The sequence below is a fragment of the Methylophaga sulfidovorans genome (assembly GCF_900114205.1).
In the GTDB taxonomy this organism is placed as follows: Bacteria; Pseudomonadota; Gammaproteobacteria; order Nitrosococcales; family Methylophagaceae; genus Methylophaga; species Methylophaga sulfidovorans.
Map to the genome: position 1 here is coordinate 227,103 of NZ_FOSH01000002.1, position 21,110 is coordinate 248,212.

The window sequence follows — 21,110 nt, forward strand, 5'->3', positions numbered from 1 at the left end:
TAAAAACAGGCGAACAATACACCAAACTCAGACTATTTATCATCATTTATTACGACTTGGAATCAAACGATTTAAGTCAGTATTTTTGGCTAGCCGTGATTATCTCTCTGTCATGACTATTACCAGTATTTTTCAATACTGATTTGCCCCGGATCACGTCGTGAATGCTTTTTCAAACCATGTGTATTGATTAACACATCCATCGTTTCCAGCACCATATCCGGGTTACCACACAACATCACTTGGCTGTCTTCCGCATTTATTTTCAGGCCAGTACGTTGTTCAAAGCGACCATCTTCAACTGCCTGAGGAATACGACCTGATAATGCATCTGGCATCTCTTCACGGCTGACAAAAGGTACATAAATAAATTGATCCTGGTGTGCTGTTGTTATCGCATTAATATTATCCTGATAAGTCAGCTCATTTTGATGTCTGACGGCATGAACCAATATCACCTTTTCAAATTGCTGCCACACCTCAGTGGTGTTCAGAATAGAGAGAAAAGGACCAATCCCAGTCCCTGTCGATAATAGATACAGATGTTTTCCTTCAGCTAACTGATCCAGGGTCAATAATCCCGCAGCTTTAGGCGCTACAAAAATCTCATCTCCAGCCTTAAGTTTGGCAAGCCGGGTTGACAGTCGACCATCAAGCACCTCAATAAAATAAAAGTCGAGCGGCCTTGTATCAGGACTGTTCACCAAAGAAAAAGGTCGACTCACAATCTCACCATCAATTTCCAAAGCTAAACGGGTAAATTGTCCGGGTTTAAACTCTGGATAGTCGATATCCAATCTTAACGAGTGCAAACGATCATTCCATTGTTTATTTTCAACTACCGTTGCAGTCAACCAATCAGCCATTATGGTGTCTCCCCTTTTTGTCGAGTTGATATAACTTTCCAGTTTATGGTCATGCTACTATCAATCAACTTTTAATACGACGTACAACGCTGACATTATCTTAGCTTAAGGGTTAACGCTAAATGACCAACCATATCATTGCAGAAGCAACACTCACTGATTTGAATGCCATTACACATTTACTGACCGTCCTGTTCACTCAGGAAGCCGACTTTGAACCACAGCCAGAGAAACAAATGCACGCGGTCAGTGATATTCTCAGGCACCCGGATAAAGGTCATTTTTTACTTATAAAGCATCAGTCAAAAGTGGTTGGTGTCGTCAGTTTGTTATATCTGACTTCAACCGCAATGGGCGGTAAAGTCGCTTTATTAGAAGATATGGTCATCGATGAACAACATCGTGGTAAAGGCTTTGGTTTAGCTTTGTTAAATGCTGCTGTTAATTTTGCCAGACAACAAGGTTGCCTGCGGATTACTCTATTAACCGATGCTGATAATGCTATTGCCCAGAAAATGTATCAGGATGAAGGCTTTACTCACTCGGCTATGGTTCCGATGCGCTTAATTTTAGACATATAAACAGATACGTCATGGATGCCATTAATCCCAAATTATTATGGGAAATTTTTAAACATATACAGCGCTGGTTAGCAAATCTTAATCGCGCTGGAGAAGAACGTCAGCAGCAATCCAGAAAAGCCCTGAGAAATGTGATTATTGCTGCCCGTGAAACCAGCGTGTATGTCAGACAAATACAAGATACGCAGCAAACCGATCATGCGACCGAGCGACATCTGGCAAAATACTGGACACAGCTCGGCTTTGATTTAGAGGATCTGGGACTCAATAAACTCGCCAAACGCTGTCATATCACTGGTAAACATTGGGCTGACCCCAAATTTTACACCAATGATTTTCTGCAAAAAGCCGATATTAGTCTGGAGCGGATGGAAACATTAGCAAAACAGATTTTGTTGGATATTGATAAACTCTAAGCCATGAAAAAAACTGTTTTATTTAGCCTACTTTTTATCGTATCACCACTGACTCAGGCGCAAGCGCTGTGCCCAATGACCACAGCCGATGCAAGACAAGCCTGTTTGGATGAAAAACTGCAATCGGCGATTGATGAAATGGTGGGTGACTTAACTATCATCAAACAACGACATGCCGAAAACGGTGCACTGTTGAAATCACTAGAGTTATCACAACAAACCTGGGATGCCTATCGGAAAACACAGTGTCTGAATGTCTATCAGACCTGGCAAAACAATGCGCAGCAAAAAGCCATGACCGCCAGTTGCGCTATTGAACTGACCAGACAACGTAATCAGTTTTTACAAGACTATTACCTGAAGTAAAACCGCTCAGACTTGTGCAAAATACTGACGCGCCTGCTCTGCATCCCGATGAATCTGAGCGATCAAATCATCGAGACTCTCAAAACGTTGTTCATCACGAATCTTGTGTAAGAAAAATACCTGAACATGCTCTCCGTATATTTCTCTTTTAAAATCAAATAAATGCACTTCAAGCAAGGCTTTATTACCACCAATGGTAGGTCGAATACCAATATTCGCCACGCCATTGACCGGTTCTTCATCAATACCAAATAACTGCACAGCAAATACGCCTATCAGTGGAATTTTATGGCGATGTAAATGAATATTAGCCGTGGGGAAGCCCATCTTGCGCCCGCGTTTATCACCATGTGCGACCCGGCCACTCATCCGATAAGGGCGACCTAATAACTTCTCAGCTAATAATAAGTCACCGTTGCTTAACGCATCTCTGATGCGGGTGCTGCTCACTCGGTTTTGGTCAATCGCAAAGGTATGCATATTCACAACCTGGAAACCATATTTCTTACCGGCTTCCTGTAACAACGCAAAATCGCCTTTTCTTTCACAACCAAAGCGAAAGTCATCCCCCACCACCAGATATTTGACGTTTAAACCTTCCACTAATAATTTTTGGATAAACATTTCAGCCGACATGCCTGCCAATTGTTTATTAAATCGCAAAACACATAGCTGCTGGATGGAGTAACAACGCAGCGCTTCGACTTTTTCCCGAAACCGCGTCAGTCTGGCCGGCGCTTTTTCTGGTACAAAATATTCAAAAGGCTGCGGCTCAAAAGTAATCACTACGGCGGGTAATTTCAGCGTATCGCCTTTCATGGCTAACTGCGTTAATACCGCCTGATGTCCAAGGTGAACACCATCGAAATTACCAATAGTGGCAACACACCCTTGTGGTGAAGCAGGTAAATTATGAAAACCGCGAATGATTTTCGGCATAAGACGTTGTCTACCAAAAAATAACCAAACACAACAGAGTAACGGCAAATAAAAAAACAATCCAGCAGGCAAGCCTACGCCTATTACCTTATAATAGGCGCAAAATTATTTCGGTCAGAGGCAAGAATGGCAGCGAAACAAAAAAAATTGGATTATGAAGCTGCAGTGAAAGAGCTGGAAACATTAGTTGAACGTCTGGAAGAAGGCGATATCAGTCTGGAAGAATCACTCAAACTCTATGAACGTGGTGTATTACTGACACGTGATTGCCAGGAATCATTGCAAGCGGCGGAACAAAAAGTTCAAATGCTGTTACAACAATCTGGCCAAACCAATATGGTAGATTTCGATCCGGAAACTGGTGAAGCGTGAACGTAAAGTTTCCTCTGCAAGACTGGATGTTAAAGCACCAGTCTCAAATTGAATTTGTGTTGGAAAAACGTCTTCAACAGGCACAAAAGCCAGGTTCAGCGCGGCTATTTGACGCCATGCGCTACGCCACATTAGGTGGCGGCAAACGCTTACGCGCTCTGCTCGTCTATGCCACAGGTCAGGCATTAGGTGCAAAACAATCTGCTATGGATGTCGCAGCTTCAGCGGTTGAGATGATTCACGCCTACTCATTGGTGCATGATGATATGCCTATCATGGACGATGATGATCTGCGCAGAGGTCGTCCCACTTGTCATAAAGCCTATGATGAAGCGACTGCACTTTTAGTGGGTGATGCTTTACAAACGCTGGCTTTTGAAACCTTATGCGACGATATCCTGACTGAGAAACAACAAAGCCGGATGATCAAAACACTGAGCCAGGCTTCTGGCGCAGCTGGTATGGCCGGCGGTCAAGCTATTGATCTGGAATCTGTTGGCAAAAAGCTGGATATTGACGCACTTCAGGCAATGCATAAGTTAAAAACTGGCGCATTAATCAGAGCTAGTGTTGTACTCGGAGCTCTGGCTGCAGAAGAATATGATGAACAGACTCTGGCACATCTGGATCGTTATGCCGACTGCATTGGACTTGCCTTTCAAGTGCAGGATGATGTGTTAGATGTCATCACTGATACTGAAACACTTGGAAAAACTCAAGGTGCCGATATTGCATTGAATAAACCCACATATCCTGCTTTACTAGGCCTTGAAAAAGCACAACAAAAAGCCGTTGCTCTGATTGAAAAAGCATTAACTCACCTTGATGAGTGCCCATTTAATACAGAAGTGCTGGCGACATTGGCTCAGTTTGTTGTGAAACGCTCACATTAAGAAATCGACAGAATGGATACTATACTCACTCATATCAATAGCCCAGAAGATCTGCGTCAACTGGACAAAAAACAGTTGCCCCAGCTGGCAGAAGAGTTGAGAACACTCATTATCGATAGTGTGCAGCAAACCGGTGGGCATATTTCCTCTAATCTGGGTGTTATCGAGCTCACTATCGCCCTGCATTATGTGTTCGATACTCCTACAGATCGCTTGGTCTGGGATGTCGGCCACCAAAGCTATGTGCATAAAATCCTTACAGGTCGTCGCGATCGGATGAATACCATGCGTCAGCCTGGTGGTTTATCAGGTTTTCCCAAACGCAGTGAAAGTGACTATGACACCTTTGGCGTCGGTCATTCGAGCACATCAATCAGTGCCGCTTTAGGCATGGCACTCGCTGCACAGGCTAATAATGATCCGCGTCATGCAGTAGCCATTATTGGTGACGGTGCACTTACCGCTGGTCAGGCGTTTGAAGCCTTAGCCCATGCTGGTGATTTAAGTGCCAATCTATTAGTTATTCTTAATGACAATGAAATGTCGATATCAAAAAATGTCGGCGGTATGGCGAATTATCTCGCTAAGTTATTATCAGGCAGCTTCTACGCTAGTGCCCGTGAAGGCAGCAAGCGTGTATTGGAAAAAATCCCTCCTGCCTGGGAAATTGCTAAACGTGCTGAAGAACATGTCAAAGGCATGATGATCCCTGGCACCTTGTTTGAAGAAATGGGCTTTAACTATATTGGTCCTATTGATGGTCATGACATTGATACCTTAATCGCGACCATGACCAATTTGAAAAAACGTAAAGGTCCACAATTCCTTCATATCGTGACCAAAAAAGGTAAAGGTTATGAGCCTGCCGAACTTCATCCTTGTAAATATCATGGTGTGAGTCCGGCCAACAGTAAATCTTCCGGCCCTTCCTATACCCAAGTTTTCGGTCGTTGGTTATGCGATATGGCTCGTCTGGATCCGGACTTATTCGGTATCACACCCGCCATGTGTGAAGGCTCGGGGCTGAACCGCTTTGCTGAAGATTTTCCTGAACGCTACTTTGATGTCGGTATTGCTGAACAGCATTCTGTGACCCTAGCGGCTGGGCTGGCCTGTGAAGGCAAAAAACCCGTTGTCGCCATTTACTCGACCTTTTTACAACGTGCTTACGATCAACTGATTCACGATGTCGCCATTCAGAACTTAAATGTTTTGTTTGCCATTGACCGTGCCGGTTTAGTGGGTGCAGATGGTCCAACCCATGCAGGTAGTTTTGATTTAAGTTTCCTGCGCTGCATTCCTAATATGATCATCATGGCACCCGCTGATGAAAATGAATGTCGGCAAATGTTAACCACGGGTTTTCGTTACAACGGTCCGGCAGCGGTACGTTACCCGCGTGGTAGTGGTAATGGCACTCCTGTTGAACCAGCACTGACCTCATTGGAAATAGGTAAGGCCCAATTAAAACGTCAGGGTGTAAAAGTCGCCATTCTGGCCTTTGGTAGTATGGTCACTGCCGCAGAGCAAGCTGCAGAACAGATCAATGCTACTGTGGTGAATATGCGTTTTGTTAAACCCTTAGATATCGACATCATCAGTCAAATCGCTGACTCTCATGATTTAATTATCACCATTGAAGAAAATGCTGTGATGGGTGGTGCAGGTAGCGCGGTAAATGAATATTTAAGAGAAATAAACCATCCTGTCGCGATTAAATTGATGGGATTGCCTGATACATTTATCGAACATGGCGTTCATAGCAGCATGCTAAGTGAATGTGGTCTGGATTCTACAGGTATTTTGCATACCATTAATCAGCACTTTACGGCATAATACGCTGTCTTCGTGAACGATTCCCGAGTATAATAGTCAACATTATGAGCGCAACGTATACCCTGAAAATTCTGGCCGATTTTGCCTCGGCACACACCCTGAGAGATTATCCAGGTGACTGCCGTCGTATGCATGGCCACAACTGGAAGCTGGAAGTCGAAGTCACTGCTATTGATCTGAATGAACATGGCATGGGAATGGACTTTAAAACCATTAAAACAGCTACTCGTGAGTTGGCAAAAACGCTGGATCACCGTTATCTGAATGACATCCCACCATTCGATACCATTAATCCAACGGCTGAAAATATAGCCAGATTTTTTTACCAAAAGCTCAGTGATACGTTAAATAATGATATCGCTAAAGTTTCCGGTGTCACCTTGTGGGAAACAGATCGCGCTTGCGTCAAATACAGCGAGGACAATTGAATGAGCACAACCCCAGCTAGCACTGAGATCAAAGACGAAATCGAAGACGTACAGAATATTGCCGACCAGCGTAAAATCGCTATTGATAAAGTCGGGATTAAAGATATTAAACATCCGGTTAAAGTCAGTGATCGTACAACCGGTGAGCAACACACGATTGCTAACTTTAATATGTATGTGAACTTGCCTCATCAGTTTAAAGGCACACATATGTCACGTTTTGTTGAGATTTTGAACCAACATGAACGTGAGATCACCGTTAAATCTTTCCGCGAAATGCTGGGTCAAATGACCGAACGTCTTGATGCGGAATCAGGCTATATTGAAATGAACTTCCCTTATTTTGTGAATAAGGAAGCTCCAGTTTCAAAAGTCAAAAGTCTGATGGATTATGACGTCACCTTTATCGGTGAGATCACTGGTACCCAAACGATGATGACTGTTAAAGTCGTCGTTCCAGTGACCAGCTTATGCCCATGCTCAAAAAATATCTCTGACTATGGTGCGCATAACCAACGTTCACACGTCACTCTGACTGTTCGCGTAGATAGCTTTGTCTGGATTGAAGATTTAATTGATCTGGTTGAGAAAGAAGCATCATGTGAAATCTTTGGCTTATTGAAACGTCCGGATGAAAAATTCGTCACCGAACGTGCCTACGATAATCCAAAATTTGTTGAAGATATGGTGCGTGATATTGCAGCCAGATTAAATGATGATTCTCGTATCACGGCTTACACAGTCGAATCAGAAAACTTTGAATCTATTCATAACCACTCTGCGTATGCATTGATTACCAAAGGTTTTGATTGATACATCATCAATAACGAATAAAAAAAGCTCGGTTAAACCGGGCTTTTTTATGCTCAATATTTTTGTCTTAAATCAAGACGTTCGCCATTATGTTCTATATCGAGTTGCCCTAGAAAAGACATACCTAATAAGGTGACAGAGGGTTCTTCACCATCAAGCACGACAGCATCCACATTATGTAACTTAATCTGATCAAGCTGCACATAATCAAGCTTGACCTTATAGCCAACACTTTTGCCTGAAGCGGTTCGGATACCAACCTGCTGTCCACGAAGATAATCAATTCCCAGTCTCGATGCTGTAGCCGCATTCATAGCGATGGTGCTGGCGCCAGTATCGACTAAGAAACTTATCGTATAACCATTAATATTACCGGTAGCGGTATACATGCCATTGGTTGGCCACAACGTCACTGCTGTTTTTTTCTCGGCTTCAATGTAGTTGCTATTAATCCGGTCACCTAAGGGAAAGATTTGTTTTTCGCCATTGATTTCAAAAGTGGCATTGTTACTGTTAGCAGCAATTAACTTCAGGCCCTCTGGGCTGGTTTCTCCAACATTTAAAAAATGCTGCTGGCCATCGACTTCAACCACAGCTTTGTCTTTAAACAAGCCAACCACCATAATGTTAACGACGACAGCCTCTGCTCGGCTGCTAATTAACAGTATAATAAGCAACATTAATATGACTTTAGCCATAACGTTTCTTTTTAATCAGGTTTTTCACTAACACCATCATGAGTGCATTCTCCCCTATTACAGTATCTGGTGTACTTCTGGCTGGCGGCCAATCCCGCCGGATGGGTGGTCAGGACAAAGGTCTGCTTCCCTACCAGGGACGCTCGATGGCTAGCCACGTCATTGATAGCATAGTACCGCAAGTTGATGATTTTTATATAAGTGCAAATCGACATATTGAAGAATATCAATCATTTTCTTTCCCAGTCATCACTGATGATCTGGATAACTTTCAGGGCCCACTCGCCGGTATTCTGGCTGTGATGGAGCAAATCGATTCTGAATATCTACTGACAGTACCTTGTGATAATCCCCTTATCAGCCCGCAGTTGAGACAACGTTTAGTGGAGGCCGTGTTAGCTACTGGGAGTGATATTGCGATTGCTCATGATGGCAAACGATTACAACCTGTATTTGCCTTAATTCCACGTCGACTTAAGCAATCTTTATCTGACTTTTTAACTTCAGGTCAGCGCAAAACGCGTGACTGGTTATTCCAGCACAAAGTCGTCGAAGTCGACTTTTCTGATCAGGCCAATTATTTTATCAACATCAATACACCTGATGATTTACAGGCCAAACCCAAGATAGGTTCAAACATACCGGTGCTTGGTTTTGCCGCATTTAGTGGTACTGGTAAAACCACATTACTCACCAAACTCATCCCTGCACTGCGAGACAAAGATATCCGTGTCGCTGTGATAAAACATGCGCATCACAATTTTGATATTGATAAGCCGGGTAAAGACAGCTATCAAATTCGTGAAGCAGGTGCCGAGGAGATTATTATCGCCTCTGCAAAAATGATGGCTCTGATGAGAAAAAATCACGACGAAATAATCGAACCTGAATTACAGCCTTTAATACATCGTCTGGATACACATAATGTCGACCTCATTCTTGTTGAGGGATTTAAACACGAAAATTTCCCCAAAATAGAATTAAACCGGGCAGAACTGGGACCAGCTGTTTTGTTTAAAGAGGATCCGCATATCATCGCTATTGCCTCCGACAAAACCGATAGTGATGATGACATGCCCTTAATATTAGATATCAATAATATCCCTGCTATGGTCGACTTTATTGAACAGTTTATTTTTTCATGGAAAAGCTAAATATGGCCGAATTCACCCCACAGCCGAGTTGTGCTGATGATGTTGATCACAATAACCTGACTGTTAAACAGGCTAGCCAGCGTATTCACGATTTATTGTCGCCGATATCAGGCTGGCAAAAAGTCTCCTTAAGACAAGCATTAGGTCAGGTTTTACATCAAAGTGTTGTCTCCCCCCGGCAGGTGCCACCTTATGATAATTCAGCCATGGACGGTTATGCCTTCCGTAGTGATGACATTAAAAAGGCACCATTTTCACTGAAAAATGTCGGTGTCGCTTTTGCCGGAAAGCCCTATCAAGGTCAGGTAGAGGCAGGACAATGTGTTCGTATCATGACTGGAGCAAAAATTCCGGATGACTGTGACACCGTAGTAATGCAGGAACAGATAGAGGCTCACGAGCAGACGATCACTTTACATACCGATGTTACAGCAGGACAAAATGTCAGACTTGCCGGAGAAGACATCGACTGTGGTGACACAGTTTTACCAGCCGGACGACGCATTACCGCTGCCGATTTAGGCTTACTGGCCTCGTTGGGTATTGCTGAAGTTGTGACTTACCGCCCTCTTCGAGTCGCCTTTTTTTCTACCGGTGATGAGTTATGTGGATTAGGTGAGAATTTAGGCGATGGGCAAATCTATGACAGTAATCGTTACACACTGTTTGGTATGCTCAGCCAGCTGAATATCGATGTGATTGATATGGGTGTGGTCCCCGATAATAAAGCCGCGTTAAGAATTGCTTTGCAACAAGCTTCCGCTGATGCAGATGTTATTATTTCTTCTGGCGGTGTATCCGTTGGTGACGCTGATTATGTCAAAGATATATTAGCTGAACTGGGCCAGGTCAATTTCTGGAAAATTGCGATGCGTCCAGGACGTCCTTTGGCCTTTGGGCAAATAGATGAAGCCATGTTCTTTGGTTTACCTGGTAATCCGGTTTCCGTGATGGTGACCTTTTATCAATTTGTGCAGCCTGCCCTGAAACGTTTAGCAGGTGAAACCGATACAGGTCCTATTATCGTTGAAGTACCGTGCGATAATGCGATAAAAAAACGTGCCGGTCGTTTTGAATTTCAGCGCGGCATCTTATTCAGAAACAATGAAGGTCAACTCAGAGTCAGCACAACCGGAGCGCAAGGCTCAGGTATTCTTCGCTCAATGAGCATGGCCAATTGTTTTATTTTACTTGATGAAAACTGCGACGGACTCAGTGCCGGCAGTCTTGTTAACGTTCAACCTTTTGCAGGTCTGGTATGACAGAATCCACAACCGAACACACCCTGGTAAAACAACAGCGCGAGTTTAATAAACTGCGTAAACGCTTACGTCGCAACGTCGGTCAGGCAATTGCCGATTACAATATGATTGAAGACGGCGATAAAGTGATGGTCTGTTTATCTGGCGGTAAAGACAGTTATACCATGCTCGATATTCTGATTAACCTACGAGACCATGCACCGATTAATTTTGATCTTATTGCGGTGAATCTGGATCAGAAACAGCCTGGCTTCCCTGAACATGTCTTGCCGGAATATTTATCATCGATTGGAGTGCCATTCCATATCATCGAAAAAGACACTTACAGCATCGTTAAAGAAGTTGTACCAGAGGGTAAGACCACCTGTGGTATTTGTTCTCGTCTGCGTCGTGGTTCATTGTATGGCTACGCAAGACAAAATGGCATCACCAAAATAGCTTTAGGTCATCATCGTGATGACATTATTGAAACACTGTTTTTGAATATGTTTTATGGCAGCAAAATAAAAGCCATGCCACCTAAATTATTAAGTGATGACAAAACTAATATCGTCATCAGACCTTTAGCTTATGCACAAGAGTCAGATATTGCGCGTTATGCCGAAGCAATGAAGTTTCCAATTATTCCGTGTAATTTATGCGGCTCACAGGAAAACCTGCAACGTCAGGCTATCAAAGCCATGTTGCAGGGCTGGGAAAAACAATTTCCGGGTAGATTAGAAAATATTTTCCGCAGTATTCAGAATATTTCACCATCGCAAATGGGCGATCTTGATTTATTCAACTTCACTGATCTCGAACAATTCAGACAAGAGCCAACCGGTGAAGAAGATCGCTTTCAGGATGATATGCAACAACCTGCACTGGCAAGATAGACACAGACTTATCACCAGTTATGAGAAATATTACAAAACAAATACAGGTATCGACGCTAAGTCATTGAAACTGGATAAAACAATTATAAGTTATTGATTTTTATATGTTTAACGAAATGGTCATTTTTTAACCAAAACCGTCAGGCTTGTTACGTAAGAATGACTTAGCGATTTTCACAGAAGTTAATCACAGAGTTATCCACAGAAAATGTGGGTAACTCTGTAAGTCATTGATTGCTTCTCTAAGTGCTTATTTTTCGATTGGCTTGGGTGTAAAGTCTTCAGCAAACTCTAAAGCATTACCATCTGGATCACGGCAGAAAAAAGCCGCTCTGCCTGACTTGCTACGAGAAAATTCATAGCCAGCAGCTTCCAGACGTTCACCTAAGGCTTCCAAATCATCAACCACCAGGGCGAGGTGGCGATCACGACCACCGTGAGCAGGACGCCCTTCCAAGGAGTCAGGATTAGGTAATACCATCAGATGAATCATCTGTCCGGTATCAGCGATATCTAACCAAGCACCATCATATGCAAATTCAGGTCTGTCAGGGTTTAATGGTAGTTGTAAAACATCACAATAAAAACGTAAGGAAACATCTAAGTCTTCTACTAAAAAACTGGCATGTGCGATTGATTTGATCATATTTCACCTGGATATAAATATTTAAAAGCCATGTCGTTATTCTAACGTCAGGCAATGTGCGTCACCAAATATGGTTCAGGCTTTACCTTGCTTAGCCATGCCATAAGCGGCAATAAAAATAAGCGCTCCACCTAACCATTCAGTTTGACTCATTTGTTCACTGGTCAGCCACCAGGCCGATAAAGCCGCGACCACAAGCTCTGACAACATCAGAATAGCTGAACGAAACACTGGCATGCGCGCTAAACCATAAAGAACAGCTATCGTCATCGCGGTAAAACATAAGCCGCCAAACACCATTACTCCGATCCATAAATTAAGACTGATATCGGGGACACTCGATTGTTGTATAACTAATACAATCCCCGCCACCATAACCACACCCCAATACACTATGGTCGTTTTAACTTCCATGGCCACATCAGCAAGCTTACGACTTAACACGTTATTTACTGAAAACATAAAACCCGCAAATAAGGCTAGCCAGTCCGCCATATCATTCGGCCAGGGTAATCCGATTTCTGGATGCCATAACATAATCATCGTGCCCGACATCGCTACTATAATCATCAGCATAGACAACCGGGAGATCTTTTCGCCTAACCACCAGCGGCTTAATAATACCGACCACAATGGTGATAAATAGAACAGCAACATAACGCGCATCACTTCGCCCTGAGTTAGGGCAACTAAAAAGGCAATATTAGTGATACCCGCTGCAGCGGCAAGCCCCCAGAGGCTCAGAGGCCAATGGCCTGAAAAATCTTTCTTCTGCTGAAGCAACATCACACTTGCCACAATGGCTGCAGCAAAATACATCAATAATGTAGACCAAACGACGGGAAGACCTTGTTGTTCGAGTAGGCGCATTGGGTACCAAATCAATCCCCACATGGTTGAGGAAAATAAGATACCGAGTACAGCGAGATTGAATTGTTTGTTATTACTATTTGTCATGGCACACCTTATAACACGAGACGGCTTCAACCCGTTATAATGGTCGGATTTTTTCACTCTTTCATTTGGAATTATGAATCCAGAACTGGCAAAACTGCACCCCTATCCTTTCGAGAAGCTGGCACAACTTAAACAAGGCTGTGTACCGCCGGAAGACAAGGCACATATTGCACTGTCGATAGGTGAGCCTAAACACCCTACGCCAGGATTTATCACTGAAGCGGTCATCACGCATTTACACGGTTTATCGTCTTACCCCACTACGGCGGGTAGCAATGAACTGCGTCATACCATTGCGACCTGGCTAGATACCCGGTTTAAACTGGATGGGCATATCAATGCCATGACTCAGGTGCTGCCGGTGAACGGTACGCGTGAAGCCTTATTTGCTTTTGCTCAGGCAGTGATTGATCGTGATAAAGCGCCATTAGTATTGATGCCAAATCCGTTTTATCAAATCTACGAAGGTGCAGCTATTCTGGCTGGGGCAGAACCGTATTACATGAATTGCTCTGCCAGTAATGACTTCATTCCAGATTTTGAGGCGATTAGTGAAGGTACCTGGCAACGTTGTCAGCTGCTCTATATCTGCAGCCCTGGCAATCCAACCGGCGCTGTTATTGATCAAGCCACTTTGACACGTTTAATTGAACTGGCTCACCAATACGATTTTGTGATTGCTGCCGATGAATGTTATTCCGAAATTTATCCTGATGAAGCCAATCCACCAGTCGGTTTATTAGAAGCGGCCTATGCGGCTGGTTACACCGATATGAGTCGTTGTGTTGTTTTTCATAGTCTGTCAAAACGTTCTAATGCGCCGGGCCTGAGAAGTGGTTTTGTCGCTGGCGATGCAGACATTCTGAAACAATTCCTGCGTTATCGTACTTACCATGGTTGCTCAATGCCACCTGCTACACAGGCGGCCTCCATCACTGCCTGGAATGATGAAGATCATGTGGTTCATAACCGTGAGCTTTATCTGGAAAAATTCAATGCGGTATTAGAGATTTTATCGCCAGTCATGACAGTATCTATGCCGCAAGCCGGTTTCTACCTCTGGGCTGAAACTCCGATTGCGGATACGGCATTTGCCAGACAATTATTTGAACAAGAAAATGTCACCGTATTACCAGGCACCTATCTGGGCCGTGACACCACCGAAGGTAATCCAGGTTCGAATCGTGTTCGCATGGCTTTGGTTGCCCCGCTGGAAGAATGTATTGAAGCTGCACATCGCATTCGCAGCCTTATTGAAAACTTATAATTAAATCAATGGAGTAGACACCAATGAGTGATATTCAACAAATTATTGAAGAGGCGTTTGAGCGCCGCGCTGATATTAATCCTGCCAATGCTGACAGTGATGTCAGAAATGCGGTCAATGAAGCACTAGCTATGCTGGATAACGGTTCAGCCCGTGTTGCTGAAAAGCAAAATGGCGACTGGGTTGTTAATCAATGGCTGAAAAAAGCCGTTTTATTATCATTCCGTTTGAATGACAACAAAATCATGCCTGGCGCGGAAACTAACTATTTCGACAAGGTTGATCCTAAATTTGCCAGCTTTAACGAAGCTGACTTTAATAAAGCCGGTGTTCGTGTTGTACCACCAGCTGCCGTTCGTCGTGGTTCATACATCGCACCCGGCGTTGTATTGATGCCTTCTTATGTCAATATCGGTGCTTATGTTGATTCAGGCACCATGGTTGATACTTGGGCGACTGTAGGTAGCTGCGCTCAAATCGGTAAAAACGTTCACCTTTCTGGTGGTGTTGGTATTGGTGGTGTATTAGAACCATTACAAGCTGGCCCAACAATCATTGAAGATAACTGCTTTATTGGTGCGCGTTCTGAAGTTGTTGAAGGTGTTGTTGTTGAAGAAGGCTCTGTTATCTCAATGGGTGTTTACATTGGTCAAAGCACAAAAATCTTCAATCGCCTGACCGGTGAAATTACTTATGGCCGCATCCCAGCAGGTTCTGTTGTGGTTTCAGGTAACTTACCGTCTAAAGATGGTTCATACAGCTTGTACTGCGCGGTCATCGTCAAACAAGTTGACGAAAAAACACGCGGCAAAGTCGGTATCAACGAATTATTACGTGATATCTAATATCTGAATAGATAAGTAAAATTAAGGGGATGGGTATATTGTTTACTCATCCCCTTTTCTTTACAGCTTGATAACAATGTGACGAACTATGATTCTCTACGGTATTAAAAACTGCGATACAGTAAAAAAAGCCAAGCGGTGGCTTGATGCACATTCAATTGACTATCAGTTTCATGATTTTCGCCAGCAAGGCCTTGAAGAAAAGACAATCAGAGAATGGCTTCAATCCGTTGACTGGGAGACTTTATTGAACAAACGAGGAACCACCTGGCGCAAGCTGGATGATCCACGTAAAGAGCATTTGGACGAAGACACAGCGGTTGAACTAATGCTGGAAAACCCTACTCTGATTAAGCGACCTGTTGCGGTGAGCAACTCAACAACCATAGTAGGATTTAATAAAGATGTTTACCAAAAATTTAATTAACTTTGGTTTTCCAGATAGGGTTCTGGCACTTTTATTGTTATTCGCCCCAATTGCTGGCTTTGCTGATGAAACAAAGCATGAAGATAGTTACTTTGATCATTATTATCTTCAAGGCGGTACCTATATGCATTACACCGATAGTGATGACTATACCGGCACAAAAATATTTACTTCGCTGGAAGGCGTTAAGTCAAATGACTGGTTGTATGGTCTAGCCTTATTTGATAACTCTTTTGGCCAGTTTTCCCAGTATATCTATACCGGTAAGAGCTGGAATTACCATGGTAAATTTGAAGGATTCCACACCAAGCTAACCGCGGGCTTTATCCATGGTTATCGAGGTGATTATAAGGATAAAATCCCACTCAATCACTTCGGTATCGGGCCAGCGATAATCCCTGGCATCGGTTATGATAATGGCAAATTTGGTGCCGATGTCATTATGTTAGGTGGCGCAGGATTATTATTTACTGTCGGCACACATTTATAACTTCAAAAACAAGAAATTTTCATGTCTGAAACCATAGAACTGACCCAAGAATTAATTCGTCGTGACAGTGTGACTCCAGAAGATAAAGGCTGTCAGATCATGATAGCTGATCGTCTGGCACCTTATGGCTTTCATGCTGAGCATATGTGTTTTGATGATGTCGATAATCTCTGGCTACGCCGTGGCAATCAAGGGCCGGTGTTTGCGTTTGCTGGCCACACTGATGTGGTGCCAACTGGCCCGCTTGAGCGCTGGAGTCATCCCCCATTCGACGCGAATATTGTCGATGGCATGATGTATGGCCGTGGCACTGCTGATATGAAAGGCAGTATTGCTGCATTTATCACAGCCTGTGAGCGTTTTGTCAAAAAACACCCCGACCATCAAGGCAGTATCGCCTTTCTGATTACCAGTGATGAAGAAGGCCCGGCGGTGAATGGCACGGTGAAAGTGGTCGAAACATTACAAAGTCGCGGCGAACATATTGACTGGTGCCTGGTTGGTGAACCGTCCAGTACCGACAAAGTGGGTGATATTGTTAAAAACGGTCGCCGTGGCTCACTTAATGGCCGGCTTAGTGTTAAAGGAAAACAAGGTCATATTGCCTACCCACACCTTGCACAAAATCCAATTCACCTGCTTAGCCCTGCCCTAACAGAGTTATGTGAAATTGAGTGGGATCAGGGCAATGAAGACTTTCCGCCAACCAGTTTTCAGGTATCTAACCTGAACTCGGGTACCGGTGCGACTAACGTCATTCCTGGCACCGCTGATGTTGTGTTTAATTTCCGCTATTCGACGGAAGTTACCCATGAAGAATTAAAACAGCAAGTACATACGATCCTCGATAAACATGGTTTGAGTTATGACTTGCAATGGGAGCTTTCCGGCCAGCCATTTCGTACGGCAAGCGGGCAATTATTAGAAGCAGTTCAACAGGCTATTGCTGATGTCACAGGCTACCAGACAACACTTTCAACTTCTGGTGGCACCTCAGATGGACGTTTTATAGCACCAACAGGGACTCAGGTCATCGAACTTGGGCCGCTGAATGCCACCATTCATCAAATTGATGAATGTGTTGCTACAGCAGATCTTGACACCTTGTCTGAAATTTATGAGACTCTGCTAACTTATTTACTGGTTTCCTAGGCAAGTTCTCTTGTATCCAAGACAATACAAACGGCACTATCTATATGTGTTAGCAGCCATTGTGCTGCTATTGCAGTCGTTTGCTATCTGGCATGATGCCGAACATCCTTTCCATAAAGCTGAAGCGCAATGTGAGCGCCTCAATGCCATTGGTCATTTCCCACTTGCCGATGTTGCTGCCGATGTCAGTATTTATCTGCAACAGGCCGTTATTAGTCTCGAAGTAGACTCTCTTGTAACCACTCTGCCATTCGCGCAGCGTCAATCCTATCTAATCCGCGCCCCACCCGCTTTTTCATAACCTCTCCTACCCTCTTTATTTTTAATCACACTACAGATCCGTTTAACGTTTGATCTGTAGCTATAGCTTATGGCTATGAGGAAAGTTTATGAAAAGCAAAAAACTGCTTGTGCTGCTGATGACAGCTGCACTGAGCCCGGTATCACCTGCGTTCGCCGGCGATATTGATGATCTGAAACAAGAAATTGCAAAAATGCGTGCCGATTATGAGCAGCGTATTCAACAACTTGAACAACGTTTGTCTGATGCAGAAGCAACTACGCAGGCTGTAGCTGATGAAGTAGCAACAGCACCAGAAGCACCGGCGCCGGTTGCCTCAGCAAATAGTAGCAATACCTTTAACCCAGCCATCAGCATGGTGTTAAATGGCTCCTTTAATCAATATCAGAACCATGCTGATGATTACACGATTGATGGCTTTAATGTTCAAGGCGAGGGTGGCCTGGATTCAGAAGGTTTTTCTTTAGGTGAAAGTGAATTAACGGTCAGCTCGAATATCGATCAACTGTTTTATGGTCAGGCAACCTTAGCGGTTCACGATCATGACGATGAAACAGAACTGGAAGTGGAAGAAGCCTTTATCGAAACCCTAGGTTTAGGTAATGGCTTAACTGTTCGTGCCGGTCGTTATTATGCCCCTATTGGTTATTTGAATGAGCGTCATTCTCATGCCTGGAATTTTGCTGATGCGCCATTAATTTATCGTGGCCTGTTTGGTAATCAGCTTTCTACTGATGGGGTAAAACTCTCCTATCTATTACCAACTGATTACATGTTCGAAGTAGGTACCAGTGTTGGTAATGGTGACAGCTATCCTGGCAGTGGCGATCATAGTGGCATCGGTGACTGGCTGGTCTACGCTAAAACCGGTGGTGATATTGGTATAGAAAGCAGCTGGCAAGCCGGTATTTCTCATTGGCGCTCAAGTCCTGATGATCGTTCTTATAACGGTGGTCATGGCCACAGTCATGGTGATGAAGAAGAAAGCTCAGCCGTATTTAATGGCGATACTGATATTACCAATCTGTCTCTGGTTTATAAATGGGCACCGAACGGTAACTTCCGTCAGGAAAATCTAACCTTGATCAGTGAATTTATGTACCTGCATGACGATGGCAACATCCGCCACGGCACTGATGAATTTGCTAACTACGATGGCAAACAATACGGCGGTTATCTGGAAGGTATTTATCAATTCAATCCACAATGGCGTTCAGGTGTCCGTTATGACTGGTTAGGCAGCAAACACCATGCATCGGACGATGAATTGCTGGCAGATGCTGGTCTTGAAGGTGGCAGAAGCCATCCACAACGTACCAGTGCCATGGTGGAATACTTACCGAGTGAGTTCAGCCGTATTCGCGCGCAGATTAATCATGATCAATCCTATAGCGATGATGATTGGCAAATGATTCTGCAATACACCGTTAGCCTTGGCGCTCATGGCGCGCACCAATACTAGGAGCTCATAATGAAAAAACTTATTTTCACTGTTTTATTTTTATTGAGCTCACCAGCCTGGGCTCAACTGTCTGTGTTCGCTTGTGAACCGGAGTGGGCATCATTAACTGAAGAGTTAGGTGGTGATGATGTTTCGGTGTTTAGTGCGACCAGTGGTTTACAGGACCCGCACTATATTCAAGCACGTCCGAGTCTGATTGCTAAAGCTCGCCAAACCGATTTATTGGTTTGTACAGGTGCCGAGTTAGAAGTGGGTTGGTTGCCATTACTTCAGCGTAAAGCAGGTAACCCCAATATTCAGATTGGTGCTGAGGGCTATTTCATGGCGGCAGATTATGTGCGTTTACTGGAAAAACCTGTCACTGTCGATCGGAGTCAGGGCCATGTTCATGCAGCAGGTAACCCACATATTCAAACCAGTCCGGTGAATATTTTTAAGGTAGCGCAAGCGCTGACTGAAAGACTAAAACAACGTGATCCTGAACATGCCAGCAACTATGAAAAACGCTGGCAGGATTTTCAGCAGCGCTGGCAAACAGCTATGAAACAATGGCAAGAGAAAGCAGCGCCTTTGAAAGGTGTGCCGATTGTTGTCCAACATAAAAACTGGATTTACCTGACCAAATGGTTAGGCCTGAACGAAGTGGCTGTGCTGGAAGCGAAACCTGCCGTACCGCCCACTGTAAAACAGTTGCAATCAGTAGTTGAGAAGCTGAAACAAACACCGGCAAAAATGGTGATTCTGGCAGCCTATCAATCACCAAGAGCCACAGATTGGTTGGTGGATAAAACAGGCATCAAAAAAGTGGTACTGCCATTCACCGTTGGTGGTGATAAAAACAGTAATAACTTGTTTGAGCTTTATGACGACACCATCAACTTATTATTGGATGGCGCTAAATGAACCTGATCAATCTTGATTGGTCGCTAATATTGCCTGCCCTCGTGGCAGGCATGTTAGTTCTGACAACACATGTTCCTCTGGGTCAGGAAGTACTCAAGAGAGGCATTATTTTTATTGATCTTGCCATTGCTCAAATGGCTGCACTTGGGGTGATGGCCGCCACTATTTTTATTGGTGATATGCATGGTCCCTGGTTACAAGTCAGTGCAGCAGCCAGTGCACTCTCCGCCTCTGTTTTAGTGCTGTGGTTAGAGAAACGTTATCCGCATATTGTCGAAGCCTTAATCGGCTTATTATTTATATTGGCCGCCAGCGGTGGGATTTTACTGGTCAGCCATGCGCCACATAGTGATGAATTACTCCATGATTTATTAGTGGGGCAGATTTTATGGGTGACTCCCTCTCACCTGTTATGGGTCGCAGCACTTTACGCTGCCTTATTAATTGTATGGTTTACCATGCAATCACAACGTAGCTGGCTTTTTTATATTGTATTTTCACTCACTGTCACAGCCTCTGTGCAATTAGTGGGTGTATATCTGGTCTTTGCCAGTTTAATCTTGCCCGCCCTTGCTAGCCGTGGATTTGAGAAAACTCGTCATAAGCTATTGCTTGGTTATGGTATTGGTTTTCTGGGTTATTTTTTCGGCCTGATTTTAGCGTTATTAATTGATGTGCCAATGGGTGCCATGACAGTTTGGACGTTATTTGTTCTGGTGGTATTAAGTCGCCTTATGATGCAGTGGCTAAAGAGGCGATAAGTTTGGTAGATTGTTTGAAAACATCAATCAGGAAAACAGCATGAGCGAATCAACACAAGCCAGCCAGAATACCGCCAAACTCGTGTACTTATTATTTATTGCCAATATTATTATTCAGTTTTTAGGTTTTGTAGCAGTGGTCATTGCCTACATAAATAAAGACGATGCCGCCGCTTGGTTACAATCTCACTACCAGTTTCAAATTAGAACATTCTGGATAGGTTTCCTGTATTTATTTATCGGCGTGTTATTCGCGTTCTTTTTAGTCGGCTATTTCATTTTAGTGTTCTGGGTTATCTGGGTTGTCATTCGCTGTGTCAAAGGTATGAAATATCTGGATCAGCAACAGCCACACCCTAATCCAAACAGCTGGCTGTTTGGCTAAAAATGACAAGACCGG

At 43.8% G+C, this 21,110-nt stretch carries 26 protein-coding genes; 21 read left to right on the plus strand and 5 right to left on the minus strand.

Annotated features, from left to right (window positions below; translation table 11 throughout):
• Window positions 1–119: 119 nt before the first annotated feature.
• On the minus strand, window positions 120–866 hold the full coding sequence (locus tag BM232_RS02445) for a ferredoxin--NADP reductase (protein ID WP_091711602.1): 747 nt from the start codon (window positions 864–866) through the stop codon (window positions 120–122).
• A 122-nt stretch (window positions 867–988) separates the two neighbouring features.
• Here BM232_RS02445 and BM232_RS02450 point away from each other — a divergent pair, with 122 nt between their 5' ends.
• From BM232_RS02450 to BM232_RS02460, 3 genes are read left to right on the plus strand one after another with little or no spacing between them, the layout of a single operon-like run.
• Window positions 989–1,447 carry a GNAT family N-acetyltransferase gene (locus BM232_RS02450; RefSeq protein WP_091711603.1) on the plus strand — a complete coding sequence of 153 codons (459 nt, stop codon included), beginning with the start codon at window positions 989–991 and terminating at the stop codon, window positions 1,445–1,447.
• Window positions 1,448–1,458: 11 nt separating this feature from the next.
• Entirely contained in the window at window positions 1,459–1,863 is a 405-nt protein-coding gene (locus tag BM232_RS02455; RefSeq protein ID WP_091711604.1) for a hypothetical protein, read from the plus strand.
• 3 nt (window positions 1,864–1,866) lie between these two features.
• Window positions 1,867–2,229: a lysozyme inhibitor LprI family protein gene (locus BM232_RS02460; protein WP_091711605.1), complete on the plus strand. Its 363-nt coding sequence runs from the start codon at window positions 1,867–1,869 to the stop codon at window positions 2,227–2,229.
• A 6-nt stretch (window positions 2,230–2,235) separates the two neighbouring features.
• On the opposite strand, the gene ribF is transcribed toward BM232_RS02460, so the two are convergent.
• The gene (ribF, locus tag BM232_RS02465) at window positions 2,236–3,168 is read right to left on the minus strand and encodes a bifunctional riboflavin kinase/FAD synthetase (protein ID WP_091711640.1); all 933 of its coding nucleotides are present in this window, start codon (window positions 3,166–3,168) and stop codon (window positions 2,236–2,238) included.
• 126 nt (window positions 3,169–3,294) lie between these two features.
• Between ribF and BM232_RS02470 the strand changes: the two genes are divergently transcribed.
• Genes BM232_RS02470 through folE2 form a run of 5 tightly spaced genes read left to right on the plus strand, consistent with a single transcriptional unit; the run spans window position 3,295 to window position 7,510 of the window.
• Window positions 3,295–3,540, plus strand: coding sequence for an exodeoxyribonuclease VII small subunit (locus BM232_RS02470; protein ID WP_091711606.1), 246 nt, complete (start codon window positions 3,295–3,297; stop codon window positions 3,538–3,540).
• Window positions 3,541–3,566: 26 nt separating this feature from the next.
• Complete coding sequence (gene ispA, locus BM232_RS02475) at window positions 3,567–4,433, plus strand: (2E,6E)-farnesyl diphosphate synthase (RefSeq protein WP_091711641.1); 867 nt, start codon at window positions 3,567–3,569, stop codon at window positions 4,431–4,433.
• Window positions 4,434–4,445: 12 nt separating this feature from the next.
• The gene (dxs, locus tag BM232_RS02480) at window positions 4,446–6,269 is read left to right on the plus strand and encodes a 1-deoxy-D-xylulose-5-phosphate synthase (RefSeq protein ID WP_091711607.1); all 1,824 of its coding nucleotides are present in this window, start codon (window positions 4,446–4,448) and stop codon (window positions 6,267–6,269) included.
• Between the two features lie 44 nt (window positions 6,270–6,313).
• On the plus strand, window positions 6,314–6,697 hold the full coding sequence (gene queD / locus BM232_RS02485; RefSeq protein WP_040576268.1) for a 6-carboxytetrahydropterin synthase QueD: 384 nt from the start codon (window positions 6,314–6,316) through the stop codon (window positions 6,695–6,697).
• Window positions 6,698–7,510 carry a GTP cyclohydrolase FolE2 gene (folE2, locus tag BM232_RS02490; protein WP_091711608.1) on the plus strand — a complete coding sequence of 271 codons (813 nt, stop codon included), beginning with the start codon at window positions 6,698–6,700 and terminating at the stop codon, window positions 7,508–7,510.
• Between the two features lie 53 nt (window positions 7,511–7,563).
• Here folE2 and BM232_RS02495 read toward each other — a convergent pair whose 3' ends face one another.
• Window positions 7,564–8,208 carry a retropepsin-like aspartic protease family protein gene (locus tag BM232_RS02495; protein WP_091711609.1) on the minus strand — a complete coding sequence of 215 codons (645 nt, stop codon included), beginning with the start codon at window positions 8,206–8,208 and terminating at the stop codon, window positions 7,564–7,566.
• 38 nt (window positions 8,209–8,246) lie between these two features.
• On the opposite strand from BM232_RS02495, the gene mobA reads away from it, so the two are divergent.
• The 3 genes from mobA to ttcA are packed head-to-tail and all read left to right on the plus strand — an operon-like array spanning window position 8,247 to window position 11,499.
• On the plus strand, window positions 8,247–9,362 hold the full coding sequence (mobA, locus tag BM232_RS02500) for a molybdenum cofactor guanylyltransferase MobA (protein ID WP_091711610.1): 1,116 nt from the start codon (window positions 8,247–8,249) through the stop codon (window positions 9,360–9,362).
• A gap of 2 nt (window positions 9,363–9,364) precedes the next feature.
• Window positions 9,365–10,624 carry a molybdopterin molybdotransferase MoeA gene (moeA, locus tag BM232_RS02505; protein WP_091711611.1) on the plus strand — a complete coding sequence of 420 codons (1,260 nt, stop codon included), beginning with the start codon at window positions 9,365–9,367 and terminating at the stop codon, window positions 10,622–10,624.
• Window positions 10,621–11,499, plus strand: a complete 879-nt coding sequence (ttcA, locus tag BM232_RS02510; RefSeq protein WP_091711612.1) for a tRNA 2-thiocytidine(32) synthetase TtcA — start codon at window positions 10,621–10,623, stop codon at window positions 11,497–11,499. The genes moeA and ttcA overlap by 4 nt, the downstream gene beginning before the upstream one ends.
• A 250-nt stretch (window positions 11,500–11,749) precedes the next feature.
• On the opposite strand, the gene BM232_RS02515 is transcribed toward ttcA, so the two are convergent.
• Both BM232_RS02515 and BM232_RS02520 read right to left on the minus strand, forming a co-directional pair.
• Window positions 11,750–12,145: a VOC family protein gene (locus BM232_RS02515; protein ID WP_091711613.1), complete on the minus strand. Its 396-nt coding sequence runs from the start codon at window positions 12,143–12,145 to the stop codon at window positions 11,750–11,752.
• A 75-nt stretch (window positions 12,146–12,220) separates the two neighbouring features.
• Window positions 12,221–13,102, minus strand: coding sequence for a DMT family transporter (locus BM232_RS02520; protein WP_091711614.1), 882 nt, complete (start codon window positions 13,100–13,102; stop codon window positions 12,221–12,223).
• 73 nt (window positions 13,103–13,175) lie between these two features.
• On the opposite strand from BM232_RS02520, the gene dapC reads away from it, so the two are divergent.
• The 10 genes from dapC to BM232_RS02570 all read left to right on the plus strand — a co-directional run bounded on the left by dapC (window position 13,176) and on the right by BM232_RS02570 (window position 21,095).
• On the plus strand, window positions 13,176–14,369 hold the full coding sequence (gene dapC / locus BM232_RS02525) for a succinyldiaminopimelate transaminase (protein ID WP_091711615.1): 1,194 nt from the start codon (window positions 13,176–13,178) through the stop codon (window positions 14,367–14,369).
• A gap of 23 nt (window positions 14,370–14,392) precedes the next feature.
• Window positions 14,393–15,214, plus strand: coding sequence for a 2,3,4,5-tetrahydropyridine-2,6-dicarboxylate N-succinyltransferase (gene dapD / locus BM232_RS02530; protein WP_091711616.1), 822 nt, complete (start codon window positions 14,393–14,395; stop codon window positions 15,212–15,214).
• 88 nt (window positions 15,215–15,302) lie between these two features.
• Window positions 15,303–15,641, plus strand: coding sequence for an ArsC family reductase (locus BM232_RS02535; RefSeq protein ID WP_091711617.1), 339 nt, complete (start codon window positions 15,303–15,305; stop codon window positions 15,639–15,641).
• A complete protein-coding gene (locus BM232_RS02540; protein WP_091711618.1) occupies window positions 15,619–16,131 on the plus strand; it encodes a hypothetical protein in 513 nt (170 codons plus the stop codon). Before BM232_RS02535 ends, BM232_RS02540 begins: the two co-directional genes overlap by 23 nt.
• Window positions 16,132–16,152: 21 nt before the next feature.
• Window positions 16,153–17,283: a succinyl-diaminopimelate desuccinylase gene (dapE, locus tag BM232_RS02545; RefSeq protein WP_091711619.1), complete on the plus strand. Its 1,131-nt coding sequence runs from the start codon at window positions 16,153–16,155 to the stop codon at window positions 17,281–17,283.
• 10 nt (window positions 17,284–17,293) lie between these two features.
• Window positions 17,294–17,584 carry a hypothetical protein gene (locus tag BM232_RS02550; protein ID WP_218153279.1) on the plus strand — a complete coding sequence of 97 codons (291 nt, stop codon included), beginning with the start codon at window positions 17,294–17,296 and terminating at the stop codon, window positions 17,582–17,584.
• Between the two features lie 88 nt (window positions 17,585–17,672).
• Window positions 17,673–19,046, plus strand: a complete 1,374-nt coding sequence (locus BM232_RS02555; protein ID WP_091711621.1) for an outer membrane beta-barrel protein — start codon at window positions 17,673–17,675, stop codon at window positions 19,044–19,046.
• Between the two features lie 9 nt (window positions 19,047–19,055).
• Window positions 19,056–19,949 carry a metal ABC transporter substrate-binding protein gene (locus BM232_RS02560; RefSeq protein WP_091711622.1) on the plus strand — a complete coding sequence of 298 codons (894 nt, stop codon included), beginning with the start codon at window positions 19,056–19,058 and terminating at the stop codon, window positions 19,947–19,949.
• Window positions 19,946–20,710, plus strand: coding sequence for a metal ABC transporter permease (locus BM232_RS02565; protein WP_091711623.1), 765 nt, complete (start codon window positions 19,946–19,948; stop codon window positions 20,708–20,710). Before BM232_RS02560 ends, BM232_RS02565 begins: the two co-directional genes overlap by 4 nt.
• 40 nt (window positions 20,711–20,750) lie before the next feature.
• Window positions 20,751–21,095 (plus strand): DUF4870 family protein, encoded by a 345-nt coding sequence (locus BM232_RS02570; protein WP_091711624.1) that lies wholly within the window; start codon window positions 20,751–20,753, stop codon window positions 21,093–21,095.
• Window positions 21,096–21,110: the final 15 nt, after the last annotated feature.